The sequence below is a fragment of the Peribacillus simplex genome, assembly GCF_001542915.1.
Classification (GTDB): domain Bacteria; phylum Bacillota; class Bacilli; order Bacillales; family DSM-1321; genus Peribacillus; species Peribacillus simplex_B.
Window position 1 is genome coordinate 101,677 of record NZ_LNNH01000010.1, and the last position, 17,352, is coordinate 119,028.

22 protein-coding genes and 4 pseudogenes are annotated in these 17,352 nt (G+C 35.4%); 2 read left to right on the forward strand and 24 right to left on the reverse strand.

Annotated features, from left to right (window positions below):
- Window positions 1-6 precede the first annotated feature (6 nt).
- The 17 genes and pseudogenes from AS888_RS03100 to AS888_RS03175 form a co-directional block, all read right to left on the reverse strand.
- On the reverse strand, window positions 7-462 hold the full coding sequence (locus AS888_RS03100; protein ID WP_061140736.1) for an SMI1/KNR4 family protein: 456 nt from the start codon (window positions 460-462) through the stop codon (window positions 7-9).
- A gap of 87 nt (window positions 463-549) precedes the next feature.
- Complete coding sequence (locus AS888_RS03105) at window positions 550-894, reverse strand: hypothetical protein (RefSeq protein WP_061140737.1); 345 nt, start codon at window positions 892-894, stop codon at window positions 550-552.
- Window positions 895-989: 95 nt separating this feature from the next.
- The gene (locus AS888_RS03110; RefSeq protein ID WP_061140738.1) at window positions 990-1,445 is read right to left on the reverse strand and encodes an SMI1/KNR4 family protein; all 456 of its coding nucleotides are present in this window, start codon (window positions 1,443-1,445) and stop codon (window positions 990-992) included.
- A 195-nt stretch (window positions 1,446-1,640) separates the two neighbouring features.
- Complete coding sequence (locus AS888_RS03115) at window positions 1,641-1,976, reverse strand: SMI1/KNR4 family protein (protein ID WP_311316462.1); 336 nt, start codon at window positions 1,974-1,976, stop codon at window positions 1,641-1,643.
- 26 nt (window positions 1,977-2,002) lie between these two features.
- Window positions 2,003-2,134: pseudogene (locus AS888_RS03120) on the reverse strand (tRNA-Val4); the annotation flags it as partial.
- Window positions 2,135-2,327: 193 nt separating this feature from the next.
- The gene (locus tag AS888_RS03125; protein ID WP_061140739.1) at window positions 2,328-2,813 is read right to left on the reverse strand and encodes a DUF6985 domain-containing protein; all 486 of its coding nucleotides are present in this window, start codon (window positions 2,811-2,813) and stop codon (window positions 2,328-2,330) included.
- Window positions 2,814-2,864: 51 nt separating this feature from the next.
- A pseudogene (locus AS888_RS03130) lies at window positions 2,865-3,222 on the reverse strand (hypothetical protein).
- A gap of 355 nt (window positions 3,223-3,577) precedes the next feature.
- Window positions 3,578-3,967, reverse strand: a complete 390-nt coding sequence (locus AS888_RS03135; protein ID WP_061140740.1) for an immunity 22 family protein — start codon at window positions 3,965-3,967, stop codon at window positions 3,578-3,580.
- 55 nt (window positions 3,968-4,022) lie between these two features.
- On the reverse strand, window positions 4,023-4,349 hold the full coding sequence (locus AS888_RS03140; RefSeq protein ID WP_221408555.1) for a hypothetical protein: 327 nt from the start codon (window positions 4,347-4,349) through the stop codon (window positions 4,023-4,025).
- Window positions 4,321-4,704: a SecY-interacting protein Syd gene (locus AS888_RS03145; RefSeq protein ID WP_061140742.1), complete on the reverse strand. Its 384-nt coding sequence runs from the start codon at window positions 4,702-4,704 to the stop codon at window positions 4,321-4,323. The genes AS888_RS03140 and AS888_RS03145 overlap by 29 nt, the downstream gene beginning before the upstream one ends.
- Before the next feature lie 18 nt (window positions 4,705-4,722).
- A complete protein-coding gene (locus AS888_RS03150) occupies window positions 4,723-5,082 on the reverse strand; it encodes a hypothetical protein (RefSeq protein WP_061140743.1) in 360 nt (119 codons plus the stop codon).
- A 195-nt stretch (window positions 5,083-5,277) separates the two neighbouring features.
- Window positions 5,278-5,748 carry a hypothetical protein gene (locus tag AS888_RS03155; protein WP_061140744.1) on the reverse strand — a complete coding sequence of 157 codons (471 nt, stop codon included), beginning with the start codon at window positions 5,746-5,748 and terminating at the stop codon, window positions 5,278-5,280.
- Between the two features lie 463 nt (window positions 5,749-6,211).
- Window positions 6,212-6,781 carry an SUKH-4 family immunity protein gene (locus AS888_RS03160; protein ID WP_061140745.1) on the reverse strand — a complete coding sequence of 190 codons (570 nt, stop codon included), beginning with the start codon at window positions 6,779-6,781 and terminating at the stop codon, window positions 6,212-6,214.
- 604 nt (window positions 6,782-7,385) lie between these two features.
- Window positions 7,386-7,880, reverse strand: a complete 495-nt coding sequence (locus AS888_RS03165) for a hypothetical protein (RefSeq protein ID WP_061140746.1) — start codon at window positions 7,878-7,880, stop codon at window positions 7,386-7,388.
- On the reverse strand, window positions 7,877-8,434 hold the full coding sequence (locus AS888_RS27030; RefSeq protein WP_311316464.1) for an AHH domain-containing protein: 558 nt from the start codon (window positions 8,432-8,434) through the stop codon (window positions 7,877-7,879). The genes AS888_RS03165 and AS888_RS27030 overlap by 4 nt, the downstream gene beginning before the upstream one ends.
- A gap of 735 nt (window positions 8,435-9,169) precedes the next feature.
- Window positions 9,170-9,751 (reverse strand): annotated as a pseudogene (locus AS888_RS27035) (T7SS effector LXG polymorphic toxin); the annotation flags it as partial.
- Window positions 9,752-9,969: 218 nt separating this feature from the next.
- Window positions 9,970-10,482: a helix-turn-helix domain-containing protein gene (locus AS888_RS03175; protein ID WP_061140748.1), complete on the reverse strand. Its 513-nt coding sequence runs from the start codon at window positions 10,480-10,482 to the stop codon at window positions 9,970-9,972.
- A gap of 175 nt (window positions 10,483-10,657) precedes the next feature.
- Here AS888_RS03175 and AS888_RS03180 point away from each other — a divergent pair, with 175 nt between their 5' ends.
- Both AS888_RS03180 and AS888_RS03185 read left to right on the forward strand, forming a co-directional pair.
- Window positions 10,658-11,956, forward strand: coding sequence for an MFS transporter (locus AS888_RS03180; protein ID WP_061140749.1), 1,299 nt, complete (start codon window positions 10,658-10,660; stop codon window positions 11,954-11,956).
- 34 nt (window positions 11,957-11,990) lie between these two features.
- Window positions 11,991-12,974 (forward strand): ornithine cyclodeaminase family protein, encoded by a 984-nt coding sequence (locus AS888_RS03185; protein ID WP_061140750.1) that lies wholly within the window; start codon window positions 11,991-11,993, stop codon window positions 12,972-12,974.
- Between the two features lie 306 nt (window positions 12,975-13,280).
- On the opposite strand, the gene AS888_RS03190 is transcribed toward AS888_RS03185, so the two are convergent.
- The 7 genes and pseudogenes from AS888_RS03190 to AS888_RS26650 form a co-directional block, all read right to left on the reverse strand.
- Complete coding sequence (locus tag AS888_RS03190; protein WP_061141041.1) at window positions 13,281-13,499, reverse strand: hypothetical protein; 219 nt, start codon at window positions 13,497-13,499, stop codon at window positions 13,281-13,283.
- A gap of 145 nt (window positions 13,500-13,644) precedes the next feature.
- Window positions 13,645-13,851 (reverse strand): bacteriocin immunity protein, encoded by a 207-nt coding sequence (locus AS888_RS03195; RefSeq protein WP_061140751.1) that lies wholly within the window; start codon window positions 13,849-13,851, stop codon window positions 13,645-13,647.
- Window positions 13,852-14,093: 242 nt separating this feature from the next.
- Window positions 14,094-14,603, reverse strand: coding sequence for an ankyrin repeat domain-containing protein (locus AS888_RS03200; RefSeq protein WP_061140752.1), 510 nt, complete (start codon window positions 14,601-14,603; stop codon window positions 14,094-14,096).
- Between the two features lie 398 nt (window positions 14,604-15,001).
- Window positions 15,002-15,439 carry an SMI1/KNR4 family protein gene (locus AS888_RS03205; protein ID WP_061140753.1) on the reverse strand — a complete coding sequence of 146 codons (438 nt, stop codon included), beginning with the start codon at window positions 15,437-15,439 and terminating at the stop codon, window positions 15,002-15,004.
- 317 nt (window positions 15,440-15,756) lie between these two features.
- A pseudogene (locus AS888_RS03210) lies at window positions 15,757-16,211 on the reverse strand (SMI1/KNR4 family protein).
- 90 nt (window positions 16,212-16,301) lie between these two features.
- Window positions 16,302-16,646, reverse strand: a complete 345-nt coding sequence (locus tag AS888_RS03215; RefSeq protein WP_061140754.1) for a hypothetical protein — start codon at window positions 16,644-16,646, stop codon at window positions 16,302-16,304.
- Window positions 16,647-16,648: 2 nt separating this feature from the next.
- A partial coding sequence (locus AS888_RS26650; RefSeq protein ID WP_260320097.1) for an EndoU domain-containing protein occupies window positions 16,649-17,352 on the reverse strand: 704 nt, incomplete at its 5' end.

Consider the following 17,352-nt stretch of genomic DNA (forward strand, 5'->3'; position numbering starts at 1 on the left):
ACTTTATTACCAATCTTCTTCATCTTCATCCCATTCTTCTTTTGCCAATTCAAGACGTTCAATAAAATAGTCTAAAAAATTATCAGCAAGCTTTCGACCATAGCCCTCCTGATTATCCCACGTAATAACTGGACATTCTCCATTTTTCATTTTATTAGTATCGAGGCAATAGGCAAATTCATCAATATCTTCTATAACCACAAGTCCATCTAATAAATCATAATACTTTTGATGACCTTTGGTAGCATCTACTACCGCTGGCCCTGCAAAACCATAACCAATAATTCTCAATCCAAAAAGTCCACCGTAACCATAATTTCTTAAAAACCACTTATAACTTTCGGGTAATGGAACTTGTAATTTATTTTCAGTTTCTTCAACTTTGTCTTCACTTACCCCTCCAGTAAAATCATCAACTTTGCCATAGTTCTTAATGAATTCCTGTAGATCTGAATAATTCAATGAAATCACCTTTTAATCCTTAGTTTCGTAATGCTCGAATAAGTATGAAGAATAAACTAAGGGAATAATCAAATTAGAAGCATAAATTCAATTCTCTTTTTTCTTGAATCTTTCTGGAATTTTACTTTTCCATATTAACATGAGTTCCTTAAATTCTTCAGTCTCCATTTCGTTTTCATAAGGCTCTTCATATGTATAAAAGTGTTCAAGGACTGTCATGTCTTTTTTTATTAGCACACTTGTTGCGTTAAGTTGAATCTCAAAATCCTGATATAAACCATTTAAAACATTTTCAACCTTTGTAATATACTCATCTGCTTTTTGCTCAATAGAAATGTCTTCAATAAAATCAGCGAATAATTCTATCTCACCTGGTAATTTTATTCTAAGCATTTCTAAATGATCTCTATAAAACTCGTATGAATATTTCATAATCGACCTCCATCATAGTCCCTTTGAATTTCAAAAGAGCTATCAGCCGTTCCAAAAAACCCTTATATCATTATCAATTCATATAAATCCAGCTTTCACCAATCCTCTTCATCTTCATCCCAGTTTTCTTTTGCCTCTTTAAGACTTTCGATTAAATAGTCTAGGAAATTATCAGCTACCTTTCGTCCATAGCCTTCTTGATTATCCCACATTATAACTGGGCATTCCCCATTATTCATTTTATTAGTATCGAGGCAATAGGCAAATTCATCAACCTTTTCTATAACTACTATCCCATCAATTAATTTATAATACTTCTGATAATCTTTAGTGGCATCTACTACTGCTGGACCATTTAAACCATACCCAATTATTTCTACACCATAAATACCACCATAACCATAGTTTTTTAAAAACCATTTGTAGCTATCCGGAAGTGGGACTTGTAGTTTAATTTCAGTTTCTTTAACTTTTTCATCACTAACTCCACCTGTAAAATAAGCATCGTGACGATTTTCCATAATAAATTCTTGTAACTCAGAATACTTCAACTTATTCACCTTCTAGTCTAATTTCGTATTGCTTACCTCTCCACTTCCAATACTTTGAAATCCTTGATCAAATAAAATGGATTATTCTTCAACGTCTTCATATAATTTTTCTATAAATTCATTAATATCATTCACTAGAAAATACATATTGCTCATATCATCAGGATTTTCAGGTTCTTGCTCATGATCCCAAAATTAAATATTATCCATATAAGGAGCTTTAGTGCCTAAGCATATTGCATTACCAGCAGGATCATCAGCTATTGGAATAAATCCATCTGGAAGTCTATACTCATATATGTCTATAACCTTTTCCAAGTTATCATACATGTCACCTATCCTATTAAATACATTTAAAACACTTTTTCCCTGATCATCAGAAATATCAAATACACTTGGCTCAGGGGTTCCACCATTCCATTTAAGTAAAAACCCCTTGTACTTTTCCGTTAATTTCACATTATTTTCTGTTTCAAATTGCTCTATTACTTCTAAAGAAAGTTTATTATGCGAGTTTTCAATTATTACCATTTACATTAATGGTAAATTACCCAAATTCACCCTTGGAATATCTCTGGAATTTTGTCTTGCCATACTAAAAGTAATTCTTTAAATTGCTTTGTTTCTATCGTATTCTCTTGAGGTTCTTCAATTCTAAAAAAGTTTTCAACAATTGTTACATCTTTTTTTTTGCTAATCATTTTTGTTATTCGCCTCCCTCTAATCTTATCTATTTTTCCCCTTAACTTTTGATTGACCACCGATGTTCACTATCTTAAGTTTTAATTCAAATTTAGAAATCTTTAACCATAAAATAAAAAACCTTGAAAGGCATGTAGCTTATCAAGGTTTTTTGACTATTCCAGCACAAATAAATTAGAATTATAGAACGATATCTTGATAACCTACCTCTTCTACAGCTTCATCTTCAATTTTAACTCCTAATCCATCTTCAATATCCCAAGTGACATCACATAGTAAACCTAGTCTTCTTTTTCCATTCTTCCTTACTCTTCTTATAATTAACTCTGTAGGCTTCACTAACCTTTTTAAAGCTAGAATAGTATCAGTTTTCGGAGCAATTTTATCTGCTTCTGTTTTATTTCCTAACATCTCTCTATATTCTTCAAAATTCTCACTATAATACTCATATATTTGGATTTTCACTTCATCCATAATATTTTTCATTTCATTTTCAAAATTTCGAAAAGCCTCTCTCTGTATATTTGAAAAATCAGCATCTTCATTTCCATCTACACTTAATTTTATTTCTATGTCCATATCAAACATTTGAATAGTTGTTTTACCTCTACAAAAGTTTTTTTGATATTCTAATTCTCCAAATAACTCATCATTAATCTTTATCATTCTTAATTACTCCCTAAACTAACTTTTATTTCATAGCATTAATTTTTCAATTTAAACTTCGTCTGTCAATGCATCATTGTAATCTCGTAATTCTTCCATAAATTTCTTTTAATCGGTCAATATTATTAATAAATTCTTCGTAAGAAATTTCTTGATAATCGAAAATTCCTTCTCCATATTCATCACTGTCAAATATTTTTACTTCTGCACCTAACTTCAACAAATTATCAACTAACCCTTTTAAATTCTCCATTTCATCAATATCATTCGCATCTGTTTCGGCAAAAAAATCTATGTTTTCAATTTTATTATTTATGTCTGTAATTGCTAAACCAGTGTACTTTCTTAAGGGTACTACACATTCACTAACTGAACCATTAGTGCTTATTTTAATTGCCATCTTACTCATCTATTATTCTCCTTTCCATTAAAATTCAATGGACAAAATCCCGAACTCCCGTAACTTCATTCTTTTTTCGGTAGGATATAGAAGTACATAACTCTAAATAACAAAAAATGGATAGTCCCTTTGATTTCAGGATCTATCTACTTCTTCTTATGTAAAATATTTCTTACTTTTAAGAAAATAAGATAAATAACTATTACCTTCAGCTTTTACCAATCTTCTTCATCTTCATCCCTGTTTTCTTTTGCCTCTTCAAGACTTTCGATTAAATAGTCTAGGAAGAGCTATCAGCTACCTTTCGACCATAGCCTTCTTGTTAAGTATTAATAGCTTATTTAAACTAAATTACTAAATAGTTTTACTTGTATGGTACAATACCAATAAATTTAATTTCTATATTTTCCGTTCCACCTCCACTTTTCGCTTCATCGTATTGAAAATCATAGAGTACAATAACAGAATTAATCCAGTATGTTAAATTATCACCATTTACTAACTCTTTTATATTCGGAATAATTACTTCGCTATATGAAAAATCATTTAAAATGTCGTCTATATTATTTTTTGGTTTTTCATAGAAACAAATTTCAATGTTATCTTCATCATAATAACCAAATTCAAAGTTTGTACCAAATTTTGAGTCTATTGAATCCCCATCTTCCGTATACTTTATATCAACATACTCTTCAAGATTTTCAAACGATTTAGAAACGCCAAACCACACTGAAACCACGCCACTATATTCCATAATTTCACTCCTGTTTTTTTAGATTACCTGGTAAACCCTCTACTCCACCCTTGTATCAATAATACGACCACATCTGTAACCGTCTTACAAATGTATCATAGTCAAGGGATGTGTCTATTATTTCATTATGCGCTCTTTTAAAACCAGGAGCACGATGATGTCTACCTGGTGGATTAATAAACTCTACATCTTTTGTTGGTGTTCTCAATTCTTGGATTTGTTCAGCACTTTTCCCCCACCTTTTGAAAGTAGGTGCTCTTGCAATCATTAACCATTCATGTAATTTTCCAGGCGATCTCAATCTTGAAGAAATTACTTTTCTAACTTCCGGATTAGCCCACGCTATTTTTAATTCATCGTTCTTTCCCATTGTTCTCTTCATATTGTTTCATTACTTCAAAAAATTCTAATATAGATTTACCTGGTTCTATAGGTTCAAGATTAACTAATCTTGAACCGTAAAAGCCTTGTAAGCTTAAGAACCAATACGAATTAAAGTATTCTTTCATTGCATGGTGAATATTCATACCCAGCTTTTCTTCAATTTCTGCAAAATTATCTAAATCAATTTTTTCAATAGGTTTCCAATATACATATTCTTCTTCATCTGGATTACTTAAATACAATCGAGGATCAATCAATTCATCCCACGGTACTTTAGGATATGTACCATATTTTGTATCCCATACATTTATGAGTTCTTTAAAATAATGTTCTACTGCTTTTTTTATGTCCATGTTATACCTCCAACAAAATTACTTAATAAATACTTGAAGACGTTCAGCGTTTTCTTGATCTTTCCCCCATATATCTATTTGTTTCTCAAATTTATGGATTCCTCCACTCCCTGGATGCAACGGTTGTGGAATAGCCATTGCTTGTCCGCCACCACCAATATGATGATGTACTAAAGGTTTTCCTTTTAATCCCACAATATCATACTGAGGGAAATGTCTCCTAAAGACTGCATCATTTACAATAGCCCACCCATTATTAAGATTTTTGATGTTAGGATCACTAAAATACTCAGGATGTAATTTATATAGTTCATTAAAATAATACTTGTTATCTCTAAGCCGTCCTTCTGAATTTACGCTTTGCTTCCTTTTACCTATATAAGGCTAGGATACCCAATATACCCGCGAATACATGAGGAGTAAATTCTTAGCTTGCGTTTTAATGTTTCACTTTCGATTTTAGGACGTTCTAATATGTAAGGAATCGGTTATATAGGTCAAAAAGAAAACCTTGGCTGAGTGACGAACACTCAATCAAGGTTTTTTAGCTAATTGGTTTGGTCTTTTTTTATATTAATTATTTTCATTCTTGATTTGTTCAAACCATATCCTAGCGATAGAACTTGCAGTTTTATTAGAATCATTTGTATGTACAAGATCATATTTATAATCTGCCGCCAGTTTATTTGCTTGTACATCATAAACAATCTTAATTTCTGTTGGCATTTCACGATAATATTTTCTGCATAATTTAATCAATTCTTTAATATTTTGATTTATTATTTTTACAACTGCTTTTTGTCGATCTACTGATATATCATAAGAAAAGTTTGCATTACCCTCTTCATTGACTAATGCATCATTGAGTTTATGTCTCTCTACAATCTTACCATTGATATTATAAAAAAAGTCATTAGATACAAGGCCTTCTTCATGTGAACAATATATATATATTTTATTAGCTCTTTCAAAAACATACTCTAAACATATCGAAACCATATCTGCTTGCAATTCACTAAAGTAATCCTCAAATACTTTACCCATTTCATCCACTCCTAATTTAAAATATTTACTTAATCATATTTTTCGTTATCTCATATTCTACGATTAATTTTGATGGTCGTGTATTATCTCCTTTGAATTGGAGAGTCCTTTCATGTACTATCGCCACGAGTTTTTAAAAGTTGCGAGAAATACTAAGTGGTAGCGAGAAAGCGAAAGTAAGGTTGTAGAATAGACATGGTGGTAACTGTTGATATTTTGAATATTAACTTTATAAGATAAGCATTTAATTGGACATACGTTTTAAAGTAGATTGTACGTACTTTGTAATTTTAAATGCATAATATAGCAATATTACAAGGGTTACCTCTGTTCTCTAAACAAAAGGCAGTTCGTTCAGCACTAGCCCCCCATAAAAAAAACCTTGAATAGCGTTTAGCCAATCAAGGTTTTCGTACATCTGAAAATATTCTTCTGTATCTATAATATTAAATGTAATACTATTTCACCCTATATATTTTTTTTCACTAAAGCTGACAAGTTCTTCTTCCCAGAACCCACCTTGAGTTAAAGAAACAGCGTCAATTTGATGAAGGCTCTTGGAAATCCAGTCTAACAATTCTTTAGTTGCATTTTTTTCAAGATAGGCTCTTCTTCCATTAACAGCTTTTACCTTTTTTATAAATGCCACATAGAAAAGCAAAGACTCTGCAAACTTTGCTATTGTAGAATTTATTAATACACTATTATTTTCATTATCATAATCAATATATACGACCTCAGAGTTAGATTCATTAATACATACTGGATTTCCGCTGCCAGTATACCCTAAATATATAAACCTATCATACATTTTTCCTAAGCTATTATTTTTTTCAGTTAGTCTAATCCCCCCACCGTTGGTTGAAGATTCGAAAGTTAGAAAAGGTGGAGCAGACTCAGGTAACCCTGCTTTAATTAAAAAATTCTTGGTTTCATTAGTTAAGGAAAATGAATTAATATTAGATTCATCATAATTAACCAAACCATAGGTGTCACTATTCCATTTGTTCAAAAACTCCTGTGGCGAAATCATATTTTATACCTCCACTATTTATTAATAATTTACTTCAGTTGATTGTTTGTAATAATGTTATGGCTTCTTTTCTGATATCTCATACCTTCTACTTTATTTACAGTTATTTTTGGAATGTTTATCTACACGAGCTTGTAAGGTCTCGTTAGTTTGTAAGCTATGTAATACCATAAACTACCCCTGCATGTGCAAACTTTCATCTCGCCCAAGTTCTCGTTCTTATCACCCTATCCTAGTATTAAATCGATACTCCATGAAGGTACTACCTTCATGAGTTATGAATTTCAGTAAGGCATCATCCATGTCGGCCAAAGTAGAAATTTCTCACAAAAAAACCACCTGTTGCCTAAAGGCAATTCAAGTGCTTTATAGTTCCCTAGATATAATAATTCTTTCCTTCTTTATTCCCACAAGACTGTTCAATTTAGTAAGTTTTTGGCGTGTTTCTTGTGAAATATTTCGTAAGGTTTAAAATGTCATCTCGCCTAAGCTCGTACTTCTTTTTCTCTTCTATCATCACATGTAATACTCTATGATGGTACAACCATCATAGAGTATGTACTTTTTAACAGCATATTCTTTTTCTTTCCACTGCAAACATACTTTATTTATTATCTGGTGAATATACAATCATTCTCCCTTCTGGATATTCACCTTCCCATCCACAAGGCCATCCCCCAAGTTTATAAACCTCAAAGATTCTTTCATAAAAATTATCACCTTTTCCATTTACTACACGATTAAGTGCACACATATGTAAATCTCCAATTACTTCTTCAAAAATATCAATATATTGTGATACAAAATTACCTGGATAGTTCTCTGATGATTGAATAATCTCCCTTATAGATCGCTCTACAGAGTTTAAATCATGCTCGTATAATTGCCCTATTATCTCTCCACCTTCTGAGGATTTAATATCTTCCCAAACGTTTTCAACTTCATCAAAATCTTGAGACCATGCTAATTCTTGTGCTCTTTCATAATCATTAACTATAACAACATCACTATTTAGAAGATTTTCATTTCGAAAAAATTGCAAATTTGTAATAAAATCAATAACCTCTTCGACTAATTGAGTGTTTTTTCCGTATTTCATTTGTTTATCCACCTTTCCCAAAGTTCTTCAGTAGCACCGCCACCTCTTTGCCAAATCTTTATTTCTTCATTTAATTTTGTTTTGTAAAACTTCTCAATACCAATTTCTAATACCTTTGATTTGTATAATGGCATGCCACTTTCTGTACCTTTTTTTAGTTTTTGTTGCAATTCAAATACTTGTTTTTCCAACACATCAGTACTTTGATTGATATTTATTTTATCTAACTGATCTTTAACCACATTATTATATACACTGTGGAATCCTCTATGCCTAGACAAAGCACTTGGATCTGTTGCTGGTATTGGTAAAAATATCCCATTATCAGCATGATCCATATCCATTCCTATTTTCTTTAATACCGGATGATTTCTTAAGTTTTTAGGCATTATATGTTGCGCTTGATATCCCTTCCATGATGCAGAACTCGGAAGCCCCATGGATCTCAATAAATTTTGCCCTAATTTTGTAGAACTACCCCCTGTAACCTTTCCAGGAGTACCTGGAATAAGCCTAGTACCCTTACCACCAACCTCCGACTCCACTTTCGCCATAGAAATTAACCGTTCCTTCAACCCAACCCCATCAACCACATTATAAGGCACTCCACCTGCCAACGACAGTTGGTTTTTCGGGTTGTAAGGCAATAGGTTAGGGATCGAGGCTAGTTCTTTAGCCTTCGTTGCGCCTTTTACTGCAGCGGCTTTTGTTGTGGCTACCCCAGTTTTCGCTACAGCACCCGCTCCTTTCGTCCCAACTACTGATGTGACAACCGTTCCGAGGGCGTAGGTTACCCAGTGGGAGCGGGAGTAGGCGTCGCCGTTTATCATGTCTCGTTCGTATGAGTCGGAGATGGACTTTGATATATATTTATAGGTTTTTATCGGGTGCATGATTGAGTTTGCCACGCCTTCAACCGTTTCGCCAGGATCTGTGACAAAGTCCCAAACTCCTGTCACAAAGTCTTTCCCTACTTCATACAGGCCTACGCCGATTCCTTTTGCAATGTCTGCGGTTTGCTTAGCTGCTTCTAGCTGCATGACATATTGCTGCTGGGTGGGCGCTAGGTTTTCGTAGCCGATTTGCTTGGCAATTTTGAGGTACTCGTCTGGATCTGTGACCTGATCGAGCTGGGCCTTCAGGTCTTTGATTCGGCGATTCTCCGCTTCCGCTTGTTTAACCTGGAGATATTGTGCGGTCTCTTTTTTCCTTACTTCCAGGTTTTTATAGGCTTCGCTATTTTTGTAGGCTGCAGCATTAAAATAGAGCGGTGATACTTCTGCTCCCCTTGTGCTGGATGCTTCCAGTTGCTCCATGAGTGCCGTTAATGAGGCTTGTTCTTGTTCGGATTTGGCGTATTCAGCTGTCCACTTGTGGTCGATTTCGTTTACTTTGTGGATCGTTTCGTTCCGTTTCGTTTCGGCTTTTTCGATGTTGTCAAAGAACGTGTCATCGGAAAAAGACTGTAATTGAATGATGTCATCAATTTCTGAAAAGATTTTTTTTAGGTCATTTTTTTGGGCCGTGACCATTTCCTTGGCATGGCGATTGGCGTTTTCCAGTTCTCCTTCTAAAAAAGGGACCGTGACCACGGTTTCATTCAAGTTCGCTTCGATTGCATCGCCTTGAATGCCACTAAAGAAGGCAATTTGCCGCTCGATCAGGCGCAGCCAGGCATCGGCGACATCAATCTGCGCTTGGTAAAACCCTTTGATGGCCTCCGCGCCTTGCCCTTGCAGCTCATTATCCAAATGGACGATGCTTTGAAATCCTTTTTTCAATTCCGTGAGCTGTTCTTTCATGTCCTTATATTGTCCGGCACGCTTCTGCATGGCAGATACAAGTGTTTGAGATTCGTACATCAGCGACATAATGGAAAGTCCTTTCAATTGCTTTTCTACTAACTTGCTTTCGTTCGTATGTATGGATTATATCTACTGTTAAATTGTGGATTAAATATAGTTTAGAAGAGTCCCTTCATTTATTCAAGAAATGAAGGGATATTCACAAAAAAAGGCAGATGAACAGTAAGGAATACCTGTTTACTTCCACCTTTTTACGACATCTTGTATAAGTGAAGCCTATGACGTTATTTTGATGACACCACCAAAAACCGGACAATTTGGTCGGAAAAGTTGAACCAGTAATGGGCTTTTCTCGCATCGAACATGAGCGACCGCTGTTCATCTAGTTCCATTCTTTCTCCTTCTATTTCCACTGTCAGCTTTCCTTCAATAATGAATAAAAATTCATGTCCGCTATGAGAAAACGCGCTCCCTTTATTTTCTCCTGGCTTTAAGGTGACAAGAATAGGCGAAAAAACAGCATCGCGAATGCCTCTTGATAAATTCTGATAATGAAATTGTTCATGATTAGAGTCTGAATTTTCTTGGGAGCGATCCTTAGAAAAAAAGAAACTTGGACTCACATCCAATGTGTCGGCAATTTTTTTTAATGACTCTAAAGTGACGCTTGATTTTCCCCGTTCTACTTGTGATAAAAAGCTGATGGAGACGCCCGTTTGTTCAGCGAGACTCTTTAATGTTAGTTTACGCTCTTTCCTCAATTCTTTCAGTTTTTTCCCGATTGAATCAAAAGGCATGCAGCTACCCCCTTTTTTACATCATGTTTAGCTTCATTATACATGACAAAATTTGATGAATGCTCCTTCATGATTCACTTCTTACAAAACATATTGACAGAAAATTTTCAATTATTTAAAATGAAGAAAATAACAAATTGAAGTGTCACTTCAATTTTTGGAGGAATGACTCAAGATGGAAAAGAAGCAAATGCGGCGAATATTAATCGCAAGTTTAGTCGGAAGTTCGATTGAGTGGTTTGATTATTTTTTATACGGAACCGTTGCGGCCCTAGTGTTTAACCAGCTATTTTTCGTGAATGAAGATCCGACGATAGGACTGTTGCTTTCCTACGCATCCTTTGCGTTAGCATTCTTCATCCGTCCTTTTGGGGGAGTGATCTTTAGCCATATTGGCGATCGTATCGGAAGAAAGAAAACACTTGTTTTAACACTTAGTATAATGGGGATCGCTACATTTGGGATGGGGCTTCTCCCTACGTATCAAGCTGTTGGGATTTGGGCGCCGATTTTATTGATCACACTGCGCTTAGTTCAAGGTCTAGGAATTGGCGGTGAATGGGGAGGCGCGCTATTATTGGCGGTTGAATATGCTCCCGCGGAAAAACGGGGCTTGTTCGGAGCCATTCCCCAGATGGGTGTAACAATAGGAATGTTGCTTGGAACCATTGCCTTATCTATTATGACACTGCTGCCTGAAAGCGCATTCATGACTTGGGGATGGCGTTTACCATTCATTTTTAGTGCTCTCCTTGTATTTTTTGGACTATGGATTCGTAAAGGGATTGATGAAACACCGTCTTTCAAAAAAGTAAAGGAATCCGGAGATGTTCCAAAGCTGCCGATAGTAGAAACACTTAAGAATTATTGGCGTGAAGTGATTATCGCCGTGGGCGCGAAAGTGGTAGAAACGGCCCCATTTTATATTTTCAGCACATTTGTCGTATCATATGCCACTACAAATCTCGGTTTCTCACGGACAGCCACACTGACTGCCGTCATGATTGCAACAATCATAACAACGATTTTAATACCAATCATGGGGATGTTATCTGATAAAATTGGCCGCAAAAAACTATTTATAGGCGGAACGATTGGGATGGCACTGTTTGCATTCCCTTACTTCTGGTTGCTGCAGCAACAATCGGTATTACTATTAATCATTGCTACTGTGATTGGCCTAGGGATCATTTGGGCTCCTATCACCGCTGTTCTTGGAACGATGTTCTCGGAAATTTTCGATGCAAGGATTCGGTATACCGGCATCACGCTTGGCTATCAAATCGGGGCAGCCCTGGCAGGAGGAACAGCTCCGCTCGTTGCAACGGCTCTACTTAATAGGTTTAATAATTCCTATGTTCCTGTCGCCATTTATATTATTTTTGCATCAGTCCTTTCCCTAGCGGCAATTTGGGCAGTCAAGGAACGCAGCAATCAGAAATTGGACGAAACGCATAATAGCAGTGCCATGTAATCCATGGTTTGTTTACTTCAAGGAGGGCAATTGAATGTTGGTTATAAGTGAAAAGGAAATTCAAAATATATATGGAATGAAAGACGCAATTTCAGATGTAAAGGCGGTATTACGTGCTTATGGTACTAGAAATATAGACAATCCCCATCGCACAGTCCTTGCTTTCCCTAAACACCAGGCATCGGCACTTTACATGCCAAGCGCTGATTCATCCGAAGAAGTTTCGGCGGTCAAAGTCGTTACCATTTTCCCGAAGAATCCTTCAAAGGAGATGGCAACGACACAAGGAGTCATTCTGCTGTCGGATGCAGAAAATGGCGAACATCTAGCCTTGTTGAATGCCTCCTATTTAACACGCCTCAGAACGGGGGCATTGAGCGGCATTGCCACAGATTTCCTTGCTCGCAAAGACGCCCGCGTTCTCACGATAATCGGAACGGGAGCAATGGCATTTGAACAAGCAATCGGTGTGTTGGCTGTAAGAGATATTGAGCGTATTTTATTAGTAAATCGCACACCTGAGAAAGCGGAGAAATTCGGTGAAAAGCTGCAGACATTCGGCGTAACCGTTCCTATTGAAGTTATTGAAGATGTTTCAGCAGCTGTTCGTCAAGCGGATATTATTTGCTGTGCAACCCGCTCGAACGAGCCTGTCTTCAATGGGCTAGATGTTAAGCCCGGTACACACATTAATGGAGTTGGGTCTTACTTGCCGGACATGAAAGAAGTGGATCATACCACGGTATCACGCGCTGCTAAAATCGTCGTCGACGATTTGGCAGGCGTGCAGGATGAAGCAGGAGAGCTCATTTCTGCAGCGCATCAGGGTAATTGGTCGTTTGATGATATTCATGGGGAGCTTTATGAACTTGTAACACTGACCAAAGCAGGCAGGGAATATAAAGAGGAAATCACCTTCTTTAAATCAGTCGGTGCCGCATACTTTGACCTCGCCGTGGCAAAAGGTGTATACAACCAATCAAAAGAACGGAACATCGGGGTGGAGATTGAGGTATAACAGAAGCCCATACATTTTAATTTATCATTTGAGTTAGATCCAGAAGAACTTATGATAATCCATCATTCAGTCATTTCGCCTGTTATTTAGGCATGGAAAATAGTAACGAAGCGATGGATCGTTACTGTTAAATAGCCGTCAAGAGTGGTGATGTGCATCAAGTCTTGGCGGCTATTAAAGTATTTATAGCTAAAACATGATCTAGGGCAACCATTTTTAGCGTCTCAACTCCGAAAACCATCTTTTTCTGTACACATACGCTAAACTTTCTTTCATTTGTTTACATGTTTAATCGTGTTCAAGCTTTTATAAGAGTTGGTTAGCGATTTGTTCAGCCTTATGCAATTCTCCTAATAGCGGATTTTGATAGTCATTATAACTATCCATATACGCACGTACACCGCCCAAAATATGTATCTCCTTGATATCTTCATTATTCTCTAATATGTCTAATGCCTTCTTATATCTTTTATAAATAAGATGTAAAACACCACTATTCATATCTTTAGGATAGTCGTCCTCCATTTTATTAATAACCACTTTTATTTGTTCAATTAACTCATATTTACCAAACTGCGTAATAAACTCCTGTAAAGCTGAGTATTTCACCAATATCACCTACTATTCTTGATTTAATAACTCCTTTTACGTGTTCTAAATACATTTATTTTTATTCTTTATATGCTAAGGAAATCTCTACTACTTCCTCTGATGATAAATCCTCATCGTTCCAAAAAATCAAGTCACTGGGGGCAGGATGAGGAACATTGTCTTCTAAAATATCTATGTATTCACTTACTTCTTCATCAGACAGCTTAGGATTACATATTTTATTTACTAGTTCAACTAACTCTTCTTTAGATAACTTTTTACCCATTTTTCCCACCTCCCCTCAATAACTGCCCTTTCTTTCCAAAATAATAAGCAGGGTCTAAAGGCTACAGAAGCATGATTTCCTTCAATCGCTACGTACAGCTCCTAATTCCTTTTTTACACTTCATTTATAAGGCAAAAAGCACCTGTTTCTTTAAAGGCAACCAAGTGCTTTCATCCGGTTCTTGATAGAATAACTTATAAAGTCTGTAACTATTTTATTGCACTAATTAAAAAGTCACTTTTCTATTCTTTTTCATCTATCTTCTGCTTTAAATATTCAGCAATTTCTGTTTGCCCTCTTTCAATAGCAAAATCATAAGCTCCCATATCTTTCATAGTATCCCCTGTATACTTAACAGTAATATCAATACCATTCTGAACAAGATACTTTACAATATCAAGATGCCCACCATATATTGCAGCAAACAGAGGATTCCTATCTGGTTCACTAGTATCAATCTCAACATTCTGGTTAATGAGATATTCGACAATATCTAAATGGCCTTTTGTAGCTGCTCTTTCAAGGGCATTTGTAGAAAAAGTTCCGCCCTGTGCATTAGCATCTATCCCGGCATTAATAAGATATTCTATTATTTCTAAATGCCCATGAGCTGCTGCTATATGTAACCATGTACCAAAGGGTGTTACCCATGTTAACATTTCTGGTTTTTTCTCAAGTAAATCTTTCAACGTATCCAATAGGCCACTTTTTATAGCATCTCTAATGTCTTTCGCAATTTGAGTTTTATCCATTTAATTTCTCCTTTATTTCCAACGTCTACTAGAATATCAATAGTATCATCTAAGTCTGAACCCGCCGTAAAAACTGCTTTCAATTGATTTTTAACATTATCTATAGATTTAATATTATATTTTCCTTTAATTAAATCTCAAAAAAAAAACAAAAAGCACCTGTTGTTTCAAAGACAACCAAATGCTTTATCGTTAGCCATATAAAGTAATTCATTACAAATCTTATCTTTAGACCAACGAGCTTGCTTAAATCATAGGTTTAAAGTTTGTTCCTTGTAACTATACTTCGTAAGCATAAAATGCCAGCTATCCTAGCTATCTTTCGTAACATAACTTATATTGTTACAAAAACTCTAGGTTGGCTTATAACGGATAAATGTAGCTTCCTAAAAGTATCATTATTCAGGATCATAAAGGGTATTAAAGAACTCAGTAAAACTATCTGCAAGGATAAACATATTGTCCATTTCTTCCTCTGGTTCTATATCATGATTCCAAAAATAGACCTTTCCTTGGTATTCTCCACTAACTCCTAATAAAATTTCATTCCCTCCTGGGTCATTAGCAATTGAAATAAACTCATCCGGTATTTCTCCTTCTAATACCTCAAAAACCTTAGCTAAATTACTCTTCATATCCCCAATTCCATAAAACTTATTAACTAAACTTTCTCCTTCATCATCAGATATTTTGAAGTTAGATTCTTGAGGGTATCCTCCATTGTATTTTAGTAGAAAATCAACATATTGTTTAGGTAGATTAACATCGTACTCTTGTTCAAATTGATTTATATCTTGTAAAAAAATCTTAGGATTATTACTACTAATTCTTGTCATATTGACACTCCTCGAGTCTTACTTATTTTTTCCATTAACTTTTGATTGACCACCAATGTGTCTAAACTCCTTTTACAAATTTACTAAAGGGACTTATTGCTTATTTTAATTGTCATTTACTCATCTATTATTCCAGTCTTCAATAAAATTTTTATTTGTCACACCTTTACACACTTCTCAATAGACAAAAATCCATGAAACTGAATAAATCAAAAATGGATAGTCCCTTTTTTTAAAGGATCTATCCACATCTTCTTATATAGAAACATTTCTTACATAATAACAAAGGAAGTTCAATAACCTACTACCCTCAGCTTTTACCAATCTTCTTCCTCTTCTTCCCAATCTTCTTTTGCTTCTTCTAGGCGTTCAGTTAAATAGTCTAAAAAATTATCGGCTAATTTAACACCATAGCCCCCCTGATTATCCCACGTAATAACTGGACATTCTCCATTTTTCATTTTATTAGTATCGAGGCAATAGGCAAATTCATCAATATCTTCTATAACCACAAGTCCATCTATTAAATCATAATATTTTTGATGTCCTTTGGTAGCATCTACTACTGCTGGCCCCGCAAAACCATATCCAATAATTCTCACTCCAAAAAGTCCACCGTAACCATAATTTCTTAAAAACCACTTATAACTTTCGGGTAATGTCACATGTAGTTTTTGTTCAGTTTCTTTTACTTTATCTTCACTTACTCCACCTGTAAATCATCATCTTCGCTATACTGCTTTATAAATTCTTGTAAAGCTGAATATCTCACCAAAATCACCATCTAATTCTTAGTTTCGTAACTGATGGAGCAAGGACAAGTATAAAGAAACACTAAAAGAATAATCAAATTAGCATAAATTCAATTCTCATTTTTCTTGAATCTTTCTGGAATTTTATCTTTCCAAATTAACATGAGTTCTTTAAATTGTTCTGTCTCCATTTCATTTTCATAAGGCTCTTCATATCTAAAAAAATGTTCAAGTACTGTCATATCTTTTTTTATTAGCACACTTGTAGCATTAAGTTGAATTTCAAACTTTTGGTGTAAACCATTTAATACATTTTCAACTAACTCAATATATTCATCTGCTTCTTCCTCTGTAGGGATGTCTTCAATAAAATCCGCGAATAATTTTATTTCATCCGATAATTTTATTCTCAATGTCCCAAAAGGGTCTCTAAAAAACTCGTATAAATATTTCATACTCAACCTCCTTCATAAATTGGATAAGCAGTGGCAACTGACCCATCTGTTTTAAGATACATCTCTATTTGTAATCCAGAAGTAGTTAAACCGGAATATTTATTTTCACCAATTGGCGTTTTGTTTTTAAAAGCCTCATCAATAGCTTTTAATACTTGTACCCGGTCCCATTGTTTTGGGAAAAAACTTGATTTTGCTCTCTTTTCTACTCCATCTATTACCACCTTAGCTCTATATACTCCATTTCTATCAGGCCTTGTTTCAGTACCTGGAACTATCTTACCACCCATCATACTCTCGTGATGATAACCAACAGCTTTTCCACGTCGATTAATCTCTCCATGATAAACATGCCTCATGGTATCTATAGTAAACTTTTTCCCACTATCTCCATTGACTTGAGACTCCACCCTAGCCATCCTAACCAACTGTTCCTTCAACCCAACCCCATCAACCACATTATAAGGCACCCCGCCTGCCATCGACAGTTGGTTTTTCGGGTTGTATGGCAAGAGGTTAGGGATAGAGAGTTCTTTTGCCATTGCTGCGCCTTTTACTGCAGCGGCTTTTGTTGTGGCTACACCTGTTTTTGCTACGGCTCCTGCGCCTTTTGTTCCGACCACTGTCGTGACGACGGTTCCGAGGGCGTAGGTGACCCAGTGGGAGCGGGAGTAGGCGTCGCCGTTTACCATGTCTCGTTCGTATG